The sequence below is a fragment of the Streptomyces sp. NPDC001606 genome (assembly GCF_053596835.1).
The window spans coordinates 313,663-330,432 of the sequence record NZ_JBSFHC010000005.1 but is presented as its reverse complement, the minus strand read 5'-3'; the positions used below and the strand labels follow the sequence as shown (position 1 = coordinate 330,432).

The window sequence follows — 16,770 nt, the reverse complement described above, 5'->3', positions numbered from 1 at the left end:
CATGACATCACATGAGCGGTACATCCGATAACACCCCCGTGGCCGAGGTGGCGGTGATCGGCGGCAGCGGCTTCTACCAGCTGCTGGACGACGCCGAGCGCGTCGACGTGGAGACCCCCTACGGCCGGCCGTCGGACGCGGTCGCCGTCGGCAGCGTCGCGGGCCGCCGGGTGGCGTTCCTGCCGCGGCACGGCAAGGACCACGCGTTCCCCGCCCACAAGATCAACTACCGGGCCAACCTCTGGGCACTGCGCTCCCTCGGCGTCCGTCAGATCCTGGCACCGTGCGCGGTCGGTTCGCTGCGCCGCGAGCTGGGTCCCGGGTCCGTGGTGGTGCCCGACCAGCTGGTGGACCGCACCGGCGGCCGGATCCAGACGTACTACGACGAGAACGCGGTCCACGTGTCCTTCGCGGATCCCTACTGCGCGGACGGCCGTGACACCGTTCTCAAGGCGGCGGCCGCCCGCGGCGCCGAGGCGATCGACGGGGGCGCCATGGTGGTCATCGACGGGCCCCGGTTCTCCACCCGCGCGGAGTCCCAGTGGTACGCCGCACAGGGCTGGTCCCTGGTCAACATGACCGGGCACCCGGAGGCCGTCCTCGCCCGTGAACTGGCCCTCTGCTACACCTCGGTGGCCCTGGTGACCGACCTGGACGCCGGCATCGACGCCGAGGAGAGCGTCGCCCAGGAGGAGGTCTTCAAGGTGTTCGCACAGAACATCGAACACCTGCGCGGCATTGTCCTCGAAGCCGTCAAGCGCCTGCCCGAACAGCGCCGGTGCCGTTGCTCCACGGCGCTGGACGGAATGCAGCTGCCGCTGGAACTCCCGTGACCGCCGCGACACCGCCGCGGACCCGGCCTCGCGGCCCGCTGAACCGCCGGCTCGCCGAGTTCGGGACGACGATCTTCGCGGAGATGTCCGCCCTGGCCGCGCAGACCGGGGCGATCAACCTGGGCCAGGGCTTCCCGGACACGGACGGCCCGGAGGAGATCAGGGAGGCAGCCGTACGCGCCCTGCGCGACGGTCGCGGCAACCAGTACCCGCCGGGGCCGGGGGTGCCCGAACTGCGCACGGCGATCGCCGCCCACCAGCAACGGTGGTATGGCCTGTCCTACGACCCCGACACCGAGGTCCTGGTCACCGCGGGAGCCACCGAGGCGATCGCCGCGGCGCTGCTCGCCCTGCTGGAGCCGGGCGACGAGGTGATCGCCCTGGAGCCGTACTACGACTCGTACGCGGCCTGTATAGCGATGGCGGGCGCCACCCGGGTGCCGGTCACCCTGAGGCCGTACGACGGCGGCTTCCGCCTCGACCCCGACGAACTGCGGGCCGCGGTCACCGACCGCACCCGGCTGCTCCTCGTCAACACCCCGCACAATCCGACCGGCACCGTCCTCGACCACGCCGAACTCACCGCCATCGCGGAGCTCGCCGTGGAGCGAGACCTCCTCGTGGTAACCGACGAGGTGTACGAGCACCTGGTCTTCGACGGCGTCCGGCATCAGCCCCTCGCCGCGCTGCCCGGCATGCGCGAGCGGACGGTCGCCATCGGCTCCGCGGGCAAGACGTTCTCCTTCACCGGCTGGAAGGTCGGCTGGGTGACGGCGGCGCCCCAGCTGCTCACGGCGGTCCGCTCCGCGAAGCAGTTCCTGACGTACGTCTCGTCGGGGCCGTTCCAGTACGCCGTCGCGGAGGCGCTCGCCCTTCCCGACAGCTACTTCGAGGCGCTGCGGGAGGACATGCGGGCCAAGCGGGACCTGCTGGCGGCGGGCCTGTCCCGGGCGGGCTTCGAGGTGTTCCGGCCCGTGGGCACCTACTTCGTCACGACCGACATCCGCCCGTTGGGCGAGAGCGACGGCTTCGCGTTCTGCCGGACGCTGCCGGCGCGTGCCGGGGTCGTCGCCATCCCCAACGCGGTCTTCTACGACCACCGGGAGGCGGGCGCGCCCTTTGTGCGGTTCGCGTTCTGCAAACGGACGGCGGTGCTGGAGGAAGCCGTACAGCGACTCGCGGCGCTCACCTAGCACAGCACGCACATGACGGACTCCTCCGACCGGCCCGTGCGGCCGGTCGGAGGAGTCCGTTCTTTCCCGGGGCGGCGCGCCACCCGTAGCGCTGTCAGTCCATCCCGACGAGGCGTTCCACCGACAGCGCCCAGGACGCCCGCAGCCGGTGCAGGGCGGACTCGGAGACCGTGAAGCCACCGCCGTCGGGGATGCCGGGACGCGTCTCGCAGCACGGCTCGCGGTCCTGGCCGACGGCACCGGGCGCCCGGTCCGTCCAGGACCGCAGGACGGTCACCAGTCCTCCTCCGGGGCGTTCGCAGAGGAGTGTTTCGGCATGCCGGCCGCGGACGGCACGCACCCGCAGCCGTCGGCCGCACAGCGGGTGCGGCCTGTGGGTCACCGTGACGAGATCATGCGGTCCGACCGCCCCGGGCACGGTCATTCCACCGGGGCCAGCAGAGTGCCGGTGCCGGCCTCCCGGACCGCGATGGCCTCCATCGGGCAGGTCTCGGCGGCGTCCAGCACCGCGTCGTCGGGCTCGGTGACGGGGTGCACCGGACGGGACCGGCGGTCGTGCACCGCGAAATGGGCGGCCGCGACGGCGGCACACACTCCGGAACCGACGCACCGCGCCGGATCGACGGTGACCTCCCACTTCGGCTCAGCCATGTCCGGCCTCGCTTCCCTGGGCCGCGCCGGTCCCGGGCAGCCCGTCGAGCCGGATGCCCTGGAACGTGACCCGCAGATGGTCGGGGCCGCGGACGGACACATGCGGCCGGTAGTGCAGCGACGCCTCGTCCAGCGCCGGGGCGACGAACGCCTGGGCGAAGGCGTTCAGGGCCTCGGCGCCCTCCATGCGGGCCAGCACCGAGCCGAGGCAGAAGTGCGGGCCCGCGGCGAAGCCCAAATGCCCCGCATCGGGCCGGGTGATGTCGAACACGTCGGCATCACTGTGCTGCCCGGGGTCCCGGTTCGCGGCGGCGAGCAGCAGCAACAGCGGTTGTCCGGCGGCCACTTCGATGTCGCCCAGGGTGAACGGCTCGCGGGCGATCCGGGTGATCATCTGGGTCGGCGCGTCGTAGCGCAGCACCTCCTCCACCGCGGCCTCGGCCAGGTCGGGCCGCTCGCGCAGCAGCTGCAACTGGCCGGGGTTGCGCAACAGGCCGAGAAGACCGTTGAGAATGAGGTTGGCGGTGGTCTCGTGCCCGGCCACCAGCAGCAGGATGCAGGTGAGGATCAGGTCCCGCTCGGTGATGCGGTCGCCCTCCTCCTCGGCGGCGATCAGTTCGGACAGGATGTCGGCGCGCGGCTCCCGCTTGCGCTCCTCGATCAGCCGGGAGAAGTAACCGACGAACCCGGCGCGGGCCTCCTCCACGTTCTGCTCGACCTCGGTGGTGAGCTGATCGGGCACCAGCTGCGGGTCGACGGTGTAGGCGATGGAGTGCGCCCACTTCTCGAAGACCGGGTGGTCCTCGCGCGGCACCCCGAGCATCTCGCAGATCACCCGGACCGGCAGCGGGTAGGCGAAGGCGGAGACCATGTCCACGCTGCCGGTGCCGCGCGCGGCGATGTCCGCCAGCAGCTCGCGCACGATGGCCCGGACCCGGGGCCGCCAGCGTTCGATGACCCTCGGCTTGAACGCCTTTCCGGCGAGCCTGCGCAGCCGGGTGTGGTCCGGCGCGTCCAGGTTCATGAGGTTGGGCTGCTGGGGAACCTTGGTGATCCCCGCGCCCATGCGGTTGCTGCTGACGCGGGGGCTGCGCAGCACGGTCTCGCAGTCGGCGCGCCTGCCGACGACGACGATCCCGCTGGCGGGGTCGGTGAAGGGGGAGGCCTCCCGCAACTCCTCCAGCAGTTCGTAGGGATGGGCCCGGGAGGCGTGGTCGGCCAGCCGGGCCAGCCCGGTGGTCAGGGTCGTGGTCACGTTCTGCGTGCTCCTTTCGGGGCAGGTGCGCGGGGCCGTCGGCGTGCTGGCCGACGGAGCGGTCACCGGCCGTAGAGAGTGCGCACCATGCGCACCAGGGCCGGCATCGTGCCCGGGCGCCGGCGGAAGGACGTGGGCTGCATCAGCGGCCGGAACCGCTGGCTGGTGATGGCCTGGGTACGGCTGAACTCGCGCAGCCCGTCCGGGCCGTGCACCCGGCCGAAGCCGGAGTCGCCGACACCGCCGAAGGGGACGGCGGGCATTCCGGCGAAGGCGATCACCGCGTTGACGGACACCATGCCGGCCCGCAGCCGGGCGGCGACGCTGCGGCCGCGGTGCCGGTCGCGGGTGAAGACGGAGGCGCCCAGCCCGTAGCCGCCGGCGTTGGCGCGGGCGACGGCCTCGTCCACGGAGGCCACCCGGTTCACCACGAGCACCGGTCCGAACGTCTCCTCGGTGACGGCGGTGGAGTCCTCCGGTACATCGGCCAGGACGATCGGGGCGGCGTAGGGCGCGGTGATGGAGTGCGGGCCGCCGAGGACCGCACGGGCTCCCCGGGCCAGGGCGTCACGCACATGAGCGGCGATGACGTCCAGCTGCTTGGGCAGCACGATGCGGCCCAGGTCGGCGTCGGGCCCGTCGCCGACGCGGAGGCCGGCGGCACGTTCGGTGACCAGGTCGAGGAAGCGGTCGGCGACGGACTCCACGACGTAGACCCGCTCCAGGCCGACGCAGGTCTGCCCGGCGTTGGTCAGCGCCGCCCAGACCGCGGCGTCGGCAGCGGCATCGAGGTCGGCGTCCGCGGCGACGACCATGGCGTCCTTGCCTCCGCCCTCGATCACCACCGGGGTCAGGTTCTCGGCGCAGGCGGCCATGACGCGGCGGCCGGTGGCGCTGGAGCCGGTGAAGGAGATCTTGTCGACGGCGGCCCGGCACAGCGCCGCCCCGGCCGCCCCGTCGCCCGTGACGACGTGCAGCACCCGGGTGTCGCCCGTGACCTCGGCCAGGGTGGCGGCGAGCCACTGGCCGGTCGCGGGGGTCAGCTCGCTGGGCTTCAGCACCACCGTGTTCCCGGCGGCGAGAGCCGCGGACACGGGACCGACGGGGATGAACGCCGGGTAGTTCCAGGGCCCGATGACACCGACGACGCCCAGCGGCCGGTGGGTCACCTCGACCGCGTGGTTGAACATCAGCAGGCCGGGCGAGACCCTGCGCCGGCCGAGGACCCGGGCGGCGTGGGCGGCGGTCCAGCGCAGGTGGTGGGCGACGAGGACGACTTCCAGCCGGGCGTCGTCGGCCGTCTTGCCGGTCTCGGCGCGGATGAGGTCGATCAGCTCGTCCGAGCGGCGCAGGATCAGCGCGCACCAGGCCTGGAGCACCTTGCGGCGCCCGGCGAAGCCCAGGGCGTCCCAGCCGGGCTGGGCGGCGCGGGCGGCCGCGACGGCGGCGTCGACGTCGGCCGCGGTCGAGGAGGCCGCGGCGGCAGGGCCGGTGACCGTGGTCATGCCCGGGCACCTGCCTCACGCGGCTCGGGGAGGGCGAGCACCTGGGTCATCGGGCGCAGCGAGATGGAGGTGTCGCCGTAGCGCAGGAAGTCGCCGGGTACCAGCCGCAGCCGGAACCGCTGGTGGATCATCGCCGTGATCATCCGCAGTTCGAGCAGGGCCATGAAGTTGCCGATGCACATGCGGGCACCGGCGCCGAACGGGAAGTAGGTCATCTTGGGCCGCTCCCTGACCCGCTCGGGGTCGAAGCGATGCGGATCGAAGGCCTCGGGGTTGTCCCAGTAGCGGGGGTTGCGGTGGGAGACCAGGGGCGAGAGCAGGACGGAGGAGCCGCCGGGGATGTGGAAGCCGGCCAGCTCGTCGTCGGCCACGGCGTCCCGGGGATAGATCCAGATCGGCGGGTACATCCGCAGGCTCTCGTCCACGACCTGGCAGGTGTACGGCAGCCGCTCCACGTCCTCGGGAGAGGGTTCGCCGCCGCCCAGCACCTGCCCGAGTTCCTGGTCCAGCTCCTCGGCCACGGACGGGTGGTTGGCGATGGAGACCAGCGTCCACAGCAGCGCGACGGCGGTGGTCTCGTGTCCGGCGAGATAGATGGTCAGCATCTCGTCACGGATCTCGTCGTCGGTCCAGCGGGCGCCGGTCACCGGGTCGGTGGCCGCCTCGATGAGTTCCATCAGCGGCCCTTCCCCGGTGGCCGCGTGGGTGTCCCGGATCTCGGTGACGAGCCGGGTGAAGATCCGCCGGTCGCGGGCGATGAGCCGGTTGCGCCGGGTCGGCAGCCAGGAGGGCAGCATCTCGCCGACCGAACCGTGCTTGAACATCACCTCGATGACGTTGTCGACGATTGTCTTCAGGATCGGCGCGGCGGGCCGGATGTCGTAGCCGAACAGCGAACGGCTGAGCGTGACGAGGGTCAGGCGCAGGGTCTCGGTGACCAGGTCGACGGGTTCGCCGCGGCGGGCGCGGACCTCCCAGTCGTCGAGCATCTCCCGGGTGGCGCGCACCACGTTGGGGCCGATGGCGGCGACCGCCTTGCGCAGGAAGACCGGCTGGACCGCACGCCGGTGCGCCTTCCAGTAGTCGCCGTCGGTGGTGAGCAGCCCGTCGCCCATGACGAGGCGGAACTGCTCGTAGAGTACTCCGCGCGTGTAGTTGGCGCTGTTCTCCTTCAGGACGCGTCCCACGGCGTCGGGAGCCGTCACCAGATGCACCGTGTACGGGCCGAGGCGCAGCCGGGACACCTCTCCGTGGTCGCGTTGGGCGCGCAGCAGGAACTGGGCGGTGTCCGACTTCCACTGGGGCAGGCTGCCCAGCAGCGGAACCCCCCGTGGGCCGGGGGCGATCGCGCCGCGCGGTGCGGCCTGGGGGTTCGGTGCCAGGGTGGTCATTTCTCTCGTCACCTCGTTGGTTCGCCTGGGAAGCTGCCGTGTCCTCACGGAACCGGGAACTGGCGTCGTATGAACGCGTTGTCGAAGATGCGGTCGGGGGTGAGCCGGCGCAGTGCGATGGTGCTGGCCGCGAGGAAGCCGACCGGATAGCGCGAGCGCGGGGAACGGGACGTGACGGCCCGGACGATGGTGTCGGCCACCTGCTCGGCCTCGATGGCGAAGGTGCCGGCGAGGGTTCTGCGGGTGCCGTTGTAGATGGCGTCGTAGTAGGCGGCGGTCCGTTCATGGAAGCCGCGGTAGGGGGAGTCGGTGCGGGCCCGCCCGCTCGGGATGCGGTCCATGAAGGTCTGCCCCCAGGGGGTGCGCACGGGGCCGGGTTCGACGAGGACGACCCGGATGCCGAAGGCCGCCACCTCCAGCCGGAGTGCGTCGCTCAGGGCTTCGACGGCGTGTTTGCTCGCGTGGTAGTAGCCGCCGCCCGGGGCCGCGTACCGTCCGAAGATGGAGGAGACGTTGACGACGGTGCCGGCGCCGCGGTCGCGCATGCCGGGAAGCACCAGCTGGGTGAGCCGGACCAGGCCGAAGACGTTGGTCTCGAACTGGTCGCGGACCTGCTCCAGCGAGGTCTCCTCGAAGGTCCCGGACAGCCCGTATCCGGCGTTGTTGACGAGTACGTCCACCGCGCCGTGCTCCGCCTCGACGGCCTCGACCGCGGCCTGGGCGGAGTCGGGGTCGGTGACATCCAGGGCCAGGGTGTGCAGGCCTTGCGCGGCGAGTTCGGCGAGCGTATCGGGCTTTCTGGCGGTGGCGTAGACCCGGTGGCCGGCGGCGTGCAGGCGCAGGGCGGTGGCCCGTCCGATCCCCGACGAGCACCCGGTGACGAGGGCGGTCGAGCGCTGTGTCATCGTGCCTTCCCCTTCCTGGGGCCGAGGTGGGTGACGGACGGCCGGGGGCGGGGCATCGACGGGTCGCACCCCCGGCCGTCCGTGTCTGCGGGCGAAGCCGTGGGCCGGCTCCGCGCCCGGGTCAGCCCAGCGCGCCCAGCTGCTGGGCGAGTTCCATGCCGTCCATGGAGAACCAGCTCTCGACGATCTTTCCGTCGACGAAGTGGTCGATGACGATCCCGGAGATCTCGATCTTCCGGCCGCTGGCGGGGATGCCGTAGTAGTCCTCACCGGAGTGGCTGCCGCGCGCGGTGAACCGCTGGACGACCTTGTCCCCCTCCTCGATCCACTCGTCGACGACGACGTGCAGGTCGGGGAAGGAGGCGCGCTGGATCCGGACCCACTCCTTGAGGTGCTCCACGCCCTCGAAGCCGTCGGCGCGGGTGCCGTGGCTGATGTGGTCCGGGATGGCCTTGTCGTAGACGGCGTCGAGGTTGCCCTTGTTCAGGCACTCCTCGTAGTAGTGCTCCAGCACCTTGCGGTTGGCGCTGACGGTCGTGGTGTCACTCATGTCGTGGACTCCTTGAGAGCGGACTGCTTGGGGTGCGGTTCAGATGCGGTTGGCCATGAGCCCGCGGATGCGGACCACGGTCCGGCCGGTGTCCTGGTGCCGGGCACTCCAGACACCGAGTACGGGATCTCCTTCGAGCCGGATGCGTTCCGGACCAGGGGCGCCGGCCGGCCCGGACGCCGGGAAGGAGAGCTGACGGGCAGTCAGGGGTTCGGGGGTCACGGAGAGACCCGGGGCGCGTTCCGTGACCGCGCGCACGATGTTCTCGACCGCGGCGACCGGCACCAGACACGCGGGCGGCTGCGGCACCACCCAGAGGTCCTGCGCCGTGCACTGGCCCACTTCGGCGACGACCCGGTGGCTGCCGTCCGGACGCCAGCGCGCCATCGGCACCACCAGCCCCTGCCAGCGCAGCACGGGTGCGTCGGTGAGCAGGGTCGTGTCGGCGCCGTCCGCGCCGCGTCCGGCCGGGCGCTGTGCGGACGGTGTGGCCGCGTCCTGCGCCGCCGTGCCGGGTGCGCCGAACACCAGCCGCAGGCGCACGGTTTCCGCGTCGTCGGCGCCGGCCTCTGCCGCTTCGGCGGCTTCCGGCGGTCCCGCCGGGCGGAAGGTGACGTCCACCAGCCAGCGGTCGTCCGTGCCCTGCCGTGCCCGGATGTCCCGGCGCAGCCGCAGGGGACGGCCGTCGGCGCACGCCAGCACGCTCCAGGGCAGGCGCAGGTCCTCCACCGCGTGCAGGGCGTGGTCGGGCAGGTCGGCCGGGGTCACCCACTCCGCCCCGCGGACAGCGCTCTCCAGCAGCATGCCGAGTGGGACGGCAGGTGTGCCGTGGACGGTGAAGTCGCCGATCGCCGGGCTCGTCGCCGGGTCGAACGTGACGATGCTGCACAGGCGTTCGTGCGGTTGGAACACCTCGGGTTCGCCCAGGTGGAAGACCTTCGGGTAGGTCTCGGCGTAGCCGGGCAGGCACGTCGGCATCGGGTAGCCGGTGGCCTGCACAGGGTCCAGCGCGCGCCCCAGCGGGCCGACGAAGGTGATCTCGCCGCGGCTGCCGGCGAGCAGCTCCGCCCGCCAGTGGTCCAGCCCCTCGGACACGTCGAGGGCGGCCATGTAGCGCAGGCTGGCCTCGAAGTTGGAGATCAGTCCGAGTCGGGCCCAGGTCGGCCAGGCGAGCGTCATCACCGGGAAGGGCAGCTGCCGTTCGGCCCACAGGCCCAGGCGGGCCAGGCACTCGTTGGCGGCCGCGTAGTCGAACTGGCCGACCATGCCGCCGAGCCGGCCGGTGAGCGAGCCGACCGTGCACAGCACCTTTAGCGGGCGGCCGCGCACGGCCCGCACCAGGTGCGTGAACGAGTCGACCTTGGTCGCGACCACGGCGACGACGTCCTCGTCGGACTTGTTGGGCAGCCGGGTGGGCCGGTCGACGCCCGCGTTGTGCACCACGGCGGTGAGGTCGGGCAGCCCGGCGACCAGCGTCTCCACCTGGGCGGGGTCGGTGAAGTCGCACTGCCGGTACTCCAGGCGCAGCCCCTCCTCGCGGGCCGAACGCAGATGGCCGACGAGTTCCCAGGTGCTCTCCGCGCGCCCGATGTCGCGGCGGATGGCCGCCACGGCGCGCCCCTGCCGGTGTCCGGCCCACAGCTCGGTCCGGTGCGCGGCGAGCCGCTCGGGGGTGTGCTCGTCCCAGGTGTCCTCGGCGGGCAGCCGACCGCGTCCGGTCACCACCACGCGCAGTCCGAACTCGGCGCACAGCCGCCGGGCGAGTGCCATGCCGATCCCCCGGCTGCCGCCGCTGATCAGCAGGGTGTCGTCGAGCCCGAAGCGCAGGGCGGGCGGCCGGGGCGGCACGGCGGCCGGCGTCAGGGTCCAGCGCCGGCCGTCCCGGTACCCGATCTCGCTCAGGCCCGGACGGCCCAGCTCGTCGCCGACCAGCCGGGGAAGGGCCGCGCGTTCGCCGAGGGCGACATCGAGGACCCGGACCCGGCAGTTGGGCAGCTCCCGGTGCAGGGTCTTGGCCAGGCCCGCCCACAGCCCGCCGAGCGGCTGGGCGAGGTCGTCGTCGGGGTGGTATCCCATGCCGCCGCCCTGGTAGGTGACGGCAAGGTAGGTCAGCCGTTCGGCCGAGGTCTCACGGCTCCACTCGGCATAGCAGTGCCGCAGGGCGTCGAAGGTGCGCAGCAGTGCCGTACGCCACCGGCCGCTGCCGGTGTCGGCCGAGAACCGCTCGGCGAGCGTCAGGTCGACCACGGTGTCGGGCACCGGGCCGCCGGCGGCCGTGCCGGGCAGCACGGTCGCGCCCCGCGCGCGCAGTTCGTCGCGCACCCGCTCCGCGTCGGCCGGGGTGCCGCCGAGGACGAGCACGCGCCGTCCGGCGACGCCGCGGACGCGGTCGTCGGCCGGTGCGGGGGTGAGCCGCCAGAGCATGCGGCGCACCGGTCGGGTCAGGGGGTCGGGTCCCGCGGCGGCGGGCGTCGGTCCGGCCCCGGGCGGGCCGGTGCGGACCGGCGAGTCGGCGAACGTGGTCACGAGGTATGGCCCCCTGTCCCGGCCGGGCCCTGCACGGGCGGATGCACCACGCCGGTCTCCGGGTCGAGGTACCCGATCACGGTGGCGTCCAAGTCCTTCATCTGGGCCACCACGTGCCCGCCGGGGGCCACGGCGACGAACCGGTTGCCGGACTGCGGCGCGGCGGAGAACCCGGGCTGGGTGACGTACAGGTCCAGCGCCCCGTGGGTCTGCGCGAGTTCCAGGTCGTTGGCGCTCTGGTAGAGGTCGATCCGGCGGATCGACAGCGGGGCGGCGACCGGGACGAGCCCGTCCACCGGGTCCAGCACCCCGGTCCGCGCCAGGGCGTCCAGCAGCACGGTCGGCATCAGGAACTGCTTCCAGGGGCCGGTGGCGGGGTCGAGGTCCGGCCGGAACACCGAGCGGGCGCCCAGCGGGTGGCGCCGGGTGTCGGTGGTGGCCCGGAACGGACCGCTCAGCAGGACCGGGGCGGAGGGCACGTGGTACGGGTCGACGACGGGCTCCTCGCCCACCGCGTCCCACCGCTCCCACTTGGGGGCCGTGGGGAAGGCGTCGGCGACCAGGACGCGCACGGTGAAGTGCGGCTTGCCGGCCACCAGCAGCACCCCGGACGGCGCGATCACGTCATGGGTGACGGAGACCTCGATGGTGGTCAGGCTGCCGACCTGTTCGGTGATCCGGGCCGTGATCCGCTTGGGCGCCTGGGAGACGTTCTCCCGCACCTGGAGGAAGTGCAGGAAGCGCAGGTCCTCCAGGGCGACCACACAGCCGCCCGGGACGAGGGCGAGGGCGGCCTCGGCCGCGATCTCGGTGACGAAGGTGCCGGGCAGCGTGGGTACGCCGCGCACCAGATGCCCGGTGAGATAGCCGTCGGTGTCCAGGTCGAAGGGGCACTCGAAGGTCACGGTGCCGGTGCCGTCCCGCTCGCCGGTGCCCCCCGCGACCGTACGGCGCAGATAGAACCGTCCGCGGACGGGCTTCGCCTCGGTGGCCGAGGCGTCCTTGGCCGCCGGCGCGGCAGTGCCCGAGGGTGCGTCCGAGGCTGCGTCCGTGCCGAGGTAGCCGGGGTAGAACGACTCGACGGTGGCCCGTTCCGCGGCCCCCATGTGCAGCAGCGCGGGGGTGCGGTGCGCGGTGCCGAGTTCGGCCAGGAAGTGCCGGATGCCCTCGGCGACCGGCATGTGGCTGTAGGAGCCCGCCCGCTTGAAGTACTCGCGGGTCAGCTCGTTGGCCCCCATCCCGACCTCGTCCCAGAGCGTCCATCCGATGACGAACTCGTCGGTGCCGGTGGCGCGGGCGGCGTAGGCCGCCGCCGTGGCCAGGTAGTCGTTGCCGGACGCGTAGTCGGGTTCGCCGCGCTGCCCGAAGTAGCCGAGCAGGGAACCGAAGTCGCACCAGATCCGCGGCGGCCGGCCGGCGAGCGCGCGGTGCAGGTTGCGGTGCGCGACCAGCTTCAGATCGCGGATGCGCCGGAACTCGTCCAGATCCTTGTCCTGGATCAGGGCGGAGCGGTTCAGACCGGGCGCGTTGACGAGCAGATCGATCCGGCCGTGCGCGGCGTGCACGGTGTCGAGGGCGCGGCGCACCGACTCCTCGTCGCGTGCGTCGCAGTGCAGGTAGGTCACCCGGCCGGCTCCGCTGTGCCGGGCCATCCGGTCCAGGTTGCGGCGCGCGGCGCGCGCGTCGGCCATGCGGTCGAAGCTGCGGTTGATCTCGGCGACGCTGCGGCCGCCGGCCTTGAGCTGTTCCCGGATGTAGCGGGCCCGGGTCGCGGCGAACTCCTCGTCCGTGCCCTCGAAGGTCTCGGCCGGGTAGTCGTCCACCGGGTTGCTGCCCAGCGCGTAGATACGGCTGCCGTGGCGCTCGGCGACGGCCGTGAGCAGCTCGGCGGTGATGCCACGGGCCCCGCCCAGGGCGACCACCACGGACTCCCGGTCCAGCGGGGCCGGGCGGCCTTCGCGGGCGGTGGCGGGCTGTGCGGGGAGGGTGGGCATCCGGCGCCGGTCGCCGTCGCGGTGGACGACCGGGAAGGCGCGCTCACAGGCGCGCTCCGCCGCGATCGGCCCCACGGCCGCGTCCGGGTCCCCGGTGGGGGTCAGCAGGGCGAAGCAGTCGGCGTCCGGACGCTCCAGGCGCACGCACTTCAGCAGGCCGGTGAAGAGCCCGGCGAGCGGATGGGTGGTGCCCTCCGGCTCGGCACCGAGCAGGGCGAACACCACGGACGCGGGCGCCTCGCCGAGGTCAGCGTAGCGCTGCTGTACGACGAGGAAGGCAAGGTCGTGCAGGGCGGTCAGGCCGGGGTGGTCCGCGGTGAGCGCGGTGCTCGGCGGCGCGGACGCGGTCAGGTCGGTGACGAGGAGCACATGGCGCACCGGGCGTCCCAGGGTGTCCAGGGCCGCACACACGTCCTCGGTCGTGCTCGTCACCTGCCGTATGGCGGGCCGGTCGCCCGTGACCGGCGTGGTGCTGAACACCGTGCAGCCGGTGGCCGTGGAGGCGAGACGCTCGGCGAGGTCCGGCCGGTCGGTGAGGATCAGCGCGCCGTCGGGCACCGCCGCCGCCACCGGGCCGCGGGGTGCGGCGGGAGCCGGGGCGAGCGTGACGGCGTACCGCTCGACCAGGTCGGTGGACGCACCGTCCAGCGCGGTGGTCTCCCGGGGGCCCGGGGTGTCCGGGCCGGACGCCGTCTCCCCGGCATGGACCACGAGGTGGGTGGCCGCGTCGTGGCCGTTCTCGCGGCAGCGGATCCGGGTGGTGCTGCCGGTTCGCTGGAGAGCCCGCAGGATCTGCGCCCCGCCCGCGGCGCCGAGGTAGTGGCCAAAGCCGCCACGCGAGCCGCAGTCGAGGACGTTCTGCGCCGCACCGTCCAGGTCGGCGCGCACATCGGCCTCGTCGACGATGCCGAGGATGCGCAGTCCGGCCTCCTTGGCGGCGCGCTCGGTGGTCAGCCCGAACAGGAAGGCGCCCTCGGCCGGTTCGACCGGCTCCTCGAAGACATCGCTGAGCAGCCCCCGGAGTTCGGGCAGGCTGTTGCCGTTGATGCCGCCGGCGAGCACGAAGTCCAGCTCGCCGCTGCGCAGGTAGCGCGCGGCCGTCGCGAACGCCGCCACGGTCGAGGCCAGTCCCGCGTCCACCGTGATGTTGGGGCCCTTGAGGTCGAAGTAGTTCGCCACCCGGGCCGAGATGATGTTGGGCATCATGCCCGGGAAGGAGTCCTCGTTCGACGGCGGGACCAGGGAACGGACTCGTTCGCGCATCCGCTCCAGCAGGGGTGTGAGCTGCGGGCTGCCCGCGAGTTCGGGGTCCTGGCGCAGGGCGTGCTCGATGTCGTCCAGGTAGCAGCGGTTGGCGTAGAGCATGGCGGCCCGGGTGGGGCCCATGTGACCGACGACGACGCCGGTCCGCTCGGTGTGCCGCTGCCAGAAGTCGCCCAGCTGGTCGCGCAGGTCGTGGGCGCAGGCCAGGATCATCAACTGGCAGCGGTCGATGGTCCGTACGGTGGCCGGGGGCATCCGCACCTGCTGGAACGGCGGTGCCGGGTACTGCTCGCCGAACCCGGGCTCGATGTCCCGGGAGCCGGACAGCCACTGGAGGACCTGGTCGCGGTCCTCGACCCCGGGCAGCTTGGCCGACCAGCCCACGACGGCGATGCGGTCGGTCTCGGCCCGGACCGCGCCGGCCGGCTGGTGCGGCGTCCCGCCGGAGGTACGGCGTTCCTTCTCCTCGGTGAGGATCAGGTGCGCGTTGGTGCCGCCGAACCCGAAGCCGGAGATCGCCGCCGTGCGCGTCCGGCCGGGCGTGGCCGGCCACGGCCGCGGGCTGCCGGAGATCTCCAGCCGGGTGCGGTCCAGTTCGAACATCTTGGGAGCGGAGGAAAACCGGTACTGGCCGGGGATGGTCTCCCCCTGCAACGCCAGGATCGACTCGATGAGCGAGACCACGCCCGCGGCCCAGCCGGTGTGCCCGATCAGCGACTTGTTCGAGGTGACGGCGGTGGACCGGGCACTGCCGTAGTGCTCCCGGAGCGTGGTGAACTCCGCGAGGTCACCGGCCGGGGTCCCGGTGGCGTGGGCATTGATCCAGTCGATCTCGGCTCCGTCGAGGCCGCCGGCCTCCAGGGCCCGCTCCACGGCCAGGTTCTGCCCCGTGGAGCTGGGCGCGTAGATCGCCTTGCCCTTGCCGTCCGAGGAGGACCCGAACGCCTTGAGCACGCCCAGGATGCGGTCGCCGTCGGCCTTGGCCCGGCTGAGCCGCTTCAGTACGACGACGCCGGCGCCGTCGGCGAAGATGACACCGTCCGCCTCCGCGTCCAGCGCGTGCACCGCGCCGCGCTGGGACAGCCCCTTCAGCTTGGAGAACAGCACGGTCCCGCGCGGTGCCAGCGCGAAGGCCCCACCGCACACGGCGATGTCCTGCTTGCCCATCAGCAGGCCCTTGATGCCGATGTCGATCGCGTACAGCGAGGAGGAGCAGGCCGTGTCCACCATCTGGAGCTGGGTGTCGTCCGGCAGGATGCCCGTCATCGCCGTACGGCCCACCTGGTGCGGCAGGAACCGCGGTGCGTCGGTGGCGCCCCGGTGATAGCGGCCCGAGAGGACCTTGTCGACCCGGCCGACGAGGCGGGCGTGGGCCTCCGGTGCGAGGTCCAGGCCGTCGGCGATGCCTGCGGTGAGGTGCCGGGCGGCGTGCAGCACGCCCGCCTCCTCCAGGTGCTGGCTGCCGTCCGCGGTGTAGCCCACGTGGAAGGAGAAGCGGTCGGTGTCGCCGACGCGCACCCCGTCCAGGGCCTGGACGAGCGAGTGACGCAACCACAGGGTGGTCAGCTCGGTCTCGTCCGGTGCCCCGGACAGGCCGTCGAGGACGGCGCGACCCGGCTCGAAGTCGGTGATGAACACGCAGGTGTCCTGGTACGACTTGTCCTCGGCGGACCGGTCGGGCGAGGAGAACCGGGCCCGGTCCCAGCGGTCCTCGGGTACCTCGATGAACAGCTCGCGGCCTGTCGTGCGCAGCTGCCAGAACGCGTCGGGGCTGTCGGCGCCGCTGACGACGAGGCCCATGCCGACGACGGCTATCTCGTCGTCCTCGGGGTGTTCCTGGGCGGCCGGGTCCTCCTCGGGGGCGGGGCCGGCCGCGGGCGACGTGTTCGCCGGCTGCGCCGTACCGTCGACGGCCGGTTGGGCGGGCGGCGACAGCAGGGGTGCGCCCAGGGTCAGACCGCCGTCGGCCAGGACCACCTGGCCGGTGATCCAGCGCGCCCGGTCGGAGGCGAGGAACGCGACGACCTCGGCGAACTCCTCGGGTGTGCCCAGCCGGCCGAGCGGGGTGCTCGCCGCGATGGCCTCCTGCATCGCCTCCGCGTCGGGGAAGGCGTCGGCGACCTCGCTGACGAGCATCGCCGCCGAGGCGGTGTTCACCCGGATGTTGAAGGGCGCGAACTCCACGGCCAGGTAGCGTGCGGCGGCCTCGACCGCGGCCTTGGCGGGCGCGCAGGCCAGGTAGTTGGCCATGACGAGCTGGGAGCCGCCCAGGGCGGAGACGTTGACGATGGAACCGCCGCCGGCCCGCCGCATCAGCTGGGCGGCCGCCCGGGCGCAGCGCAGGCCGCCCTTGAGGTTGGTGTCGAGGGCCTTGTCGAGAAGCTCGTCGGTGACCTCGGGGCCGGGGACGAGCGCGCCGTTGGCGGCGTTGTTGACGAGGATGTCCAGCCGTCCGAAGCGCTGCTCGATCTCGGAGAACATCCGGTCGACCTGCTCGGGCCGGGCCACCGAGGCGCGCAGCAGGTCCACCTGGGCGCCGCGGGCGCGCAGCTCGCGCTGGGTCTCCTTGGCCTGCTCGTGCGAGTGGAAGTAGTTGACGAGGACGTGGGCGCCGTGTTCCGCGAGGGTGGCCGCGATGGCCTTGCCCACGTTGCGGGCCCCGCCCGTGACGAGTGCGATCTTGCCGCTGAGGTCCTTCATGGAC

11 protein-coding genes are annotated in these 16,770 nt (G+C 72.9%); 2 read left to right on the top strand and 9 right to left on the bottom strand.

Annotation, left to right across the window (positions count from 1 at the left end; all coding sequences use genetic code 11):
- The first annotated feature begins 11 nt into the window (after positions 1 to 11).
- Together ACWCV9_RS13095 and ACWCV9_RS13090 are read left to right on the top strand one after the other, a co-directional pair.
- On the top strand, positions 12 to 833 hold the full coding sequence (locus tag ACWCV9_RS13095; RefSeq protein WP_450786170.1) for an S-methyl-5'-thioadenosine phosphorylase: 822 nt from the start codon (positions 12 to 14) through the stop codon (positions 831 to 833).
- On the top strand, positions 830 to 2,026 hold the full coding sequence (locus ACWCV9_RS13090; protein ID WP_450786168.1) for a pyridoxal phosphate-dependent aminotransferase: 1,197 nt from the start codon (positions 830 to 832) through the stop codon (positions 2,024 to 2,026). The genes ACWCV9_RS13095 and ACWCV9_RS13090 overlap by 4 nt, the downstream gene beginning before the upstream one ends.
- A gap of 94 nt (positions 2,027 to 2,120) precedes the next feature.
- Here the strand turns inward: ACWCV9_RS13090 and ACWCV9_RS13085 are convergent, their stop codons facing one another.
- From ACWCV9_RS13085 to ACWCV9_RS13045, 9 genes are all read right to left on the bottom strand, one after another.
- Positions 2,121 to 2,303 (bottom strand): hypothetical protein, encoded by a 183-nt coding sequence (locus tag ACWCV9_RS13085; RefSeq protein ID WP_450786166.1) that lies wholly within the window; start codon positions 2,301 to 2,303, stop codon positions 2,121 to 2,123.
- 143 nt (positions 2,304 to 2,446) lie between these two features.
- Positions 2,447 to 2,677 carry a ferredoxin gene (locus ACWCV9_RS13080; protein ID WP_450786164.1) on the bottom strand — a complete coding sequence of 77 codons (231 nt, stop codon included), beginning with the start codon at positions 2,675 to 2,677 and terminating at the stop codon, positions 2,447 to 2,449.
- Entirely contained in the window at positions 2,670 to 3,932 is a 1,263-nt protein-coding gene (locus ACWCV9_RS13075) for a cytochrome P450 (RefSeq protein ID WP_450786162.1), read from the bottom strand. The genes ACWCV9_RS13080 and ACWCV9_RS13075 overlap by 8 nt, the downstream gene beginning before the upstream one ends.
- A gap of 62 nt (positions 3,933 to 3,994) precedes the next feature.
- On the bottom strand, positions 3,995 to 5,437 hold the full coding sequence (locus ACWCV9_RS13070) for an aldehyde dehydrogenase family protein (RefSeq protein WP_450786160.1): 1,443 nt from the start codon (positions 5,435 to 5,437) through the stop codon (positions 3,995 to 3,997).
- Positions 5,434 to 6,828 (bottom strand): cytochrome P450, encoded by a 1,395-nt coding sequence (locus tag ACWCV9_RS13065; RefSeq protein WP_450786158.1) that lies wholly within the window; start codon positions 6,826 to 6,828, stop codon positions 5,434 to 5,436. Before ACWCV9_RS13065 ends, ACWCV9_RS13070 begins: the two co-directional genes overlap by 4 nt.
- A 44-nt stretch (positions 6,829 to 6,872) precedes the next feature.
- Complete coding sequence (locus ACWCV9_RS13060; protein WP_450786156.1) at positions 6,873 to 7,733, bottom strand: oxidoreductase; 861 nt, start codon at positions 7,731 to 7,733, stop codon at positions 6,873 to 6,875.
- A gap of 121 nt (positions 7,734 to 7,854) precedes the next feature.
- A complete protein-coding gene (locus ACWCV9_RS13055) occupies positions 7,855 to 8,283 on the bottom strand; it encodes an ester cyclase (RefSeq protein ID WP_385842852.1) in 429 nt (142 codons plus the stop codon).
- 39 nt (positions 8,284 to 8,322) lie between these two features.
- The gene (locus ACWCV9_RS13050) at positions 8,323 to 10,809 is read right to left on the bottom strand and encodes a KR domain-containing protein (protein WP_450786154.1); all 2,487 of its coding nucleotides are present in this window, start codon (positions 10,807 to 10,809) and stop codon (positions 8,323 to 8,325) included.
- Positions 10,806 to 16,766 carry an SDR family oxidoreductase gene (locus ACWCV9_RS13045; protein ID WP_450786152.1) on the bottom strand — a complete coding sequence of 1,987 codons (5,961 nt, stop codon included), beginning with the start codon at positions 16,764 to 16,766 and terminating at the stop codon, positions 10,806 to 10,808. Before ACWCV9_RS13045 ends, ACWCV9_RS13050 begins: the two co-directional genes overlap by 4 nt.
- Positions 16,767 to 16,770 lie beyond the last annotated feature (4 nt).

What these genes read in the sequence shown, in the direction of transcription:
- ACWCV9_RS13045 (WP_450786152.1), bottom strand. Translation starts at nt 16,766, where the DNA reads ATGAAGGACCTCAGCGGCAAGATCGCACTCGTCACGGGCGGGGCCCGC.
- ACWCV9_RS13060 (WP_450786156.1), bottom strand. Translation starts at nt 7,733, where the DNA reads ATGACACAGCGCTCGACCGCCCTCGTCACCGGGTGCTCGTCGGGGATC.
- ACWCV9_RS13080 (WP_450786164.1), bottom strand. Translation starts at nt 2,677, where the DNA reads ATGGCTGAGCCGAAGTGGGAGGTCACCGTCGATCCGGCGCGGTGCGTC.
- ACWCV9_RS13065 (WP_450786158.1), bottom strand. Translation starts at nt 6,828, where the DNA reads ATGACCACCCTGGCACCGAACCCCCAGGCCGCACCGCGCGGCGCGATC.
- ACWCV9_RS13055 (WP_385842852.1), bottom strand. Translation starts at nt 8,283, where the DNA reads ATGAGTGACACCACGACCGTCAGCGCCAACCGCAAGGTGCTGGAGCAC.
- ACWCV9_RS13095 (WP_450786170.1), top strand. Translation starts at nt 12, where the DNA reads ATGAGCGGTACATCCGATAACACCCCCGTGGCCGAGGTGGCGGTGATC.
- ACWCV9_RS13070 (WP_450786160.1), bottom strand. Translation starts at nt 5,437, where the DNA reads ATGACCACGGTCACCGGCCCTGCCGCCGCGGCCTCCTCGACCGCGGCC.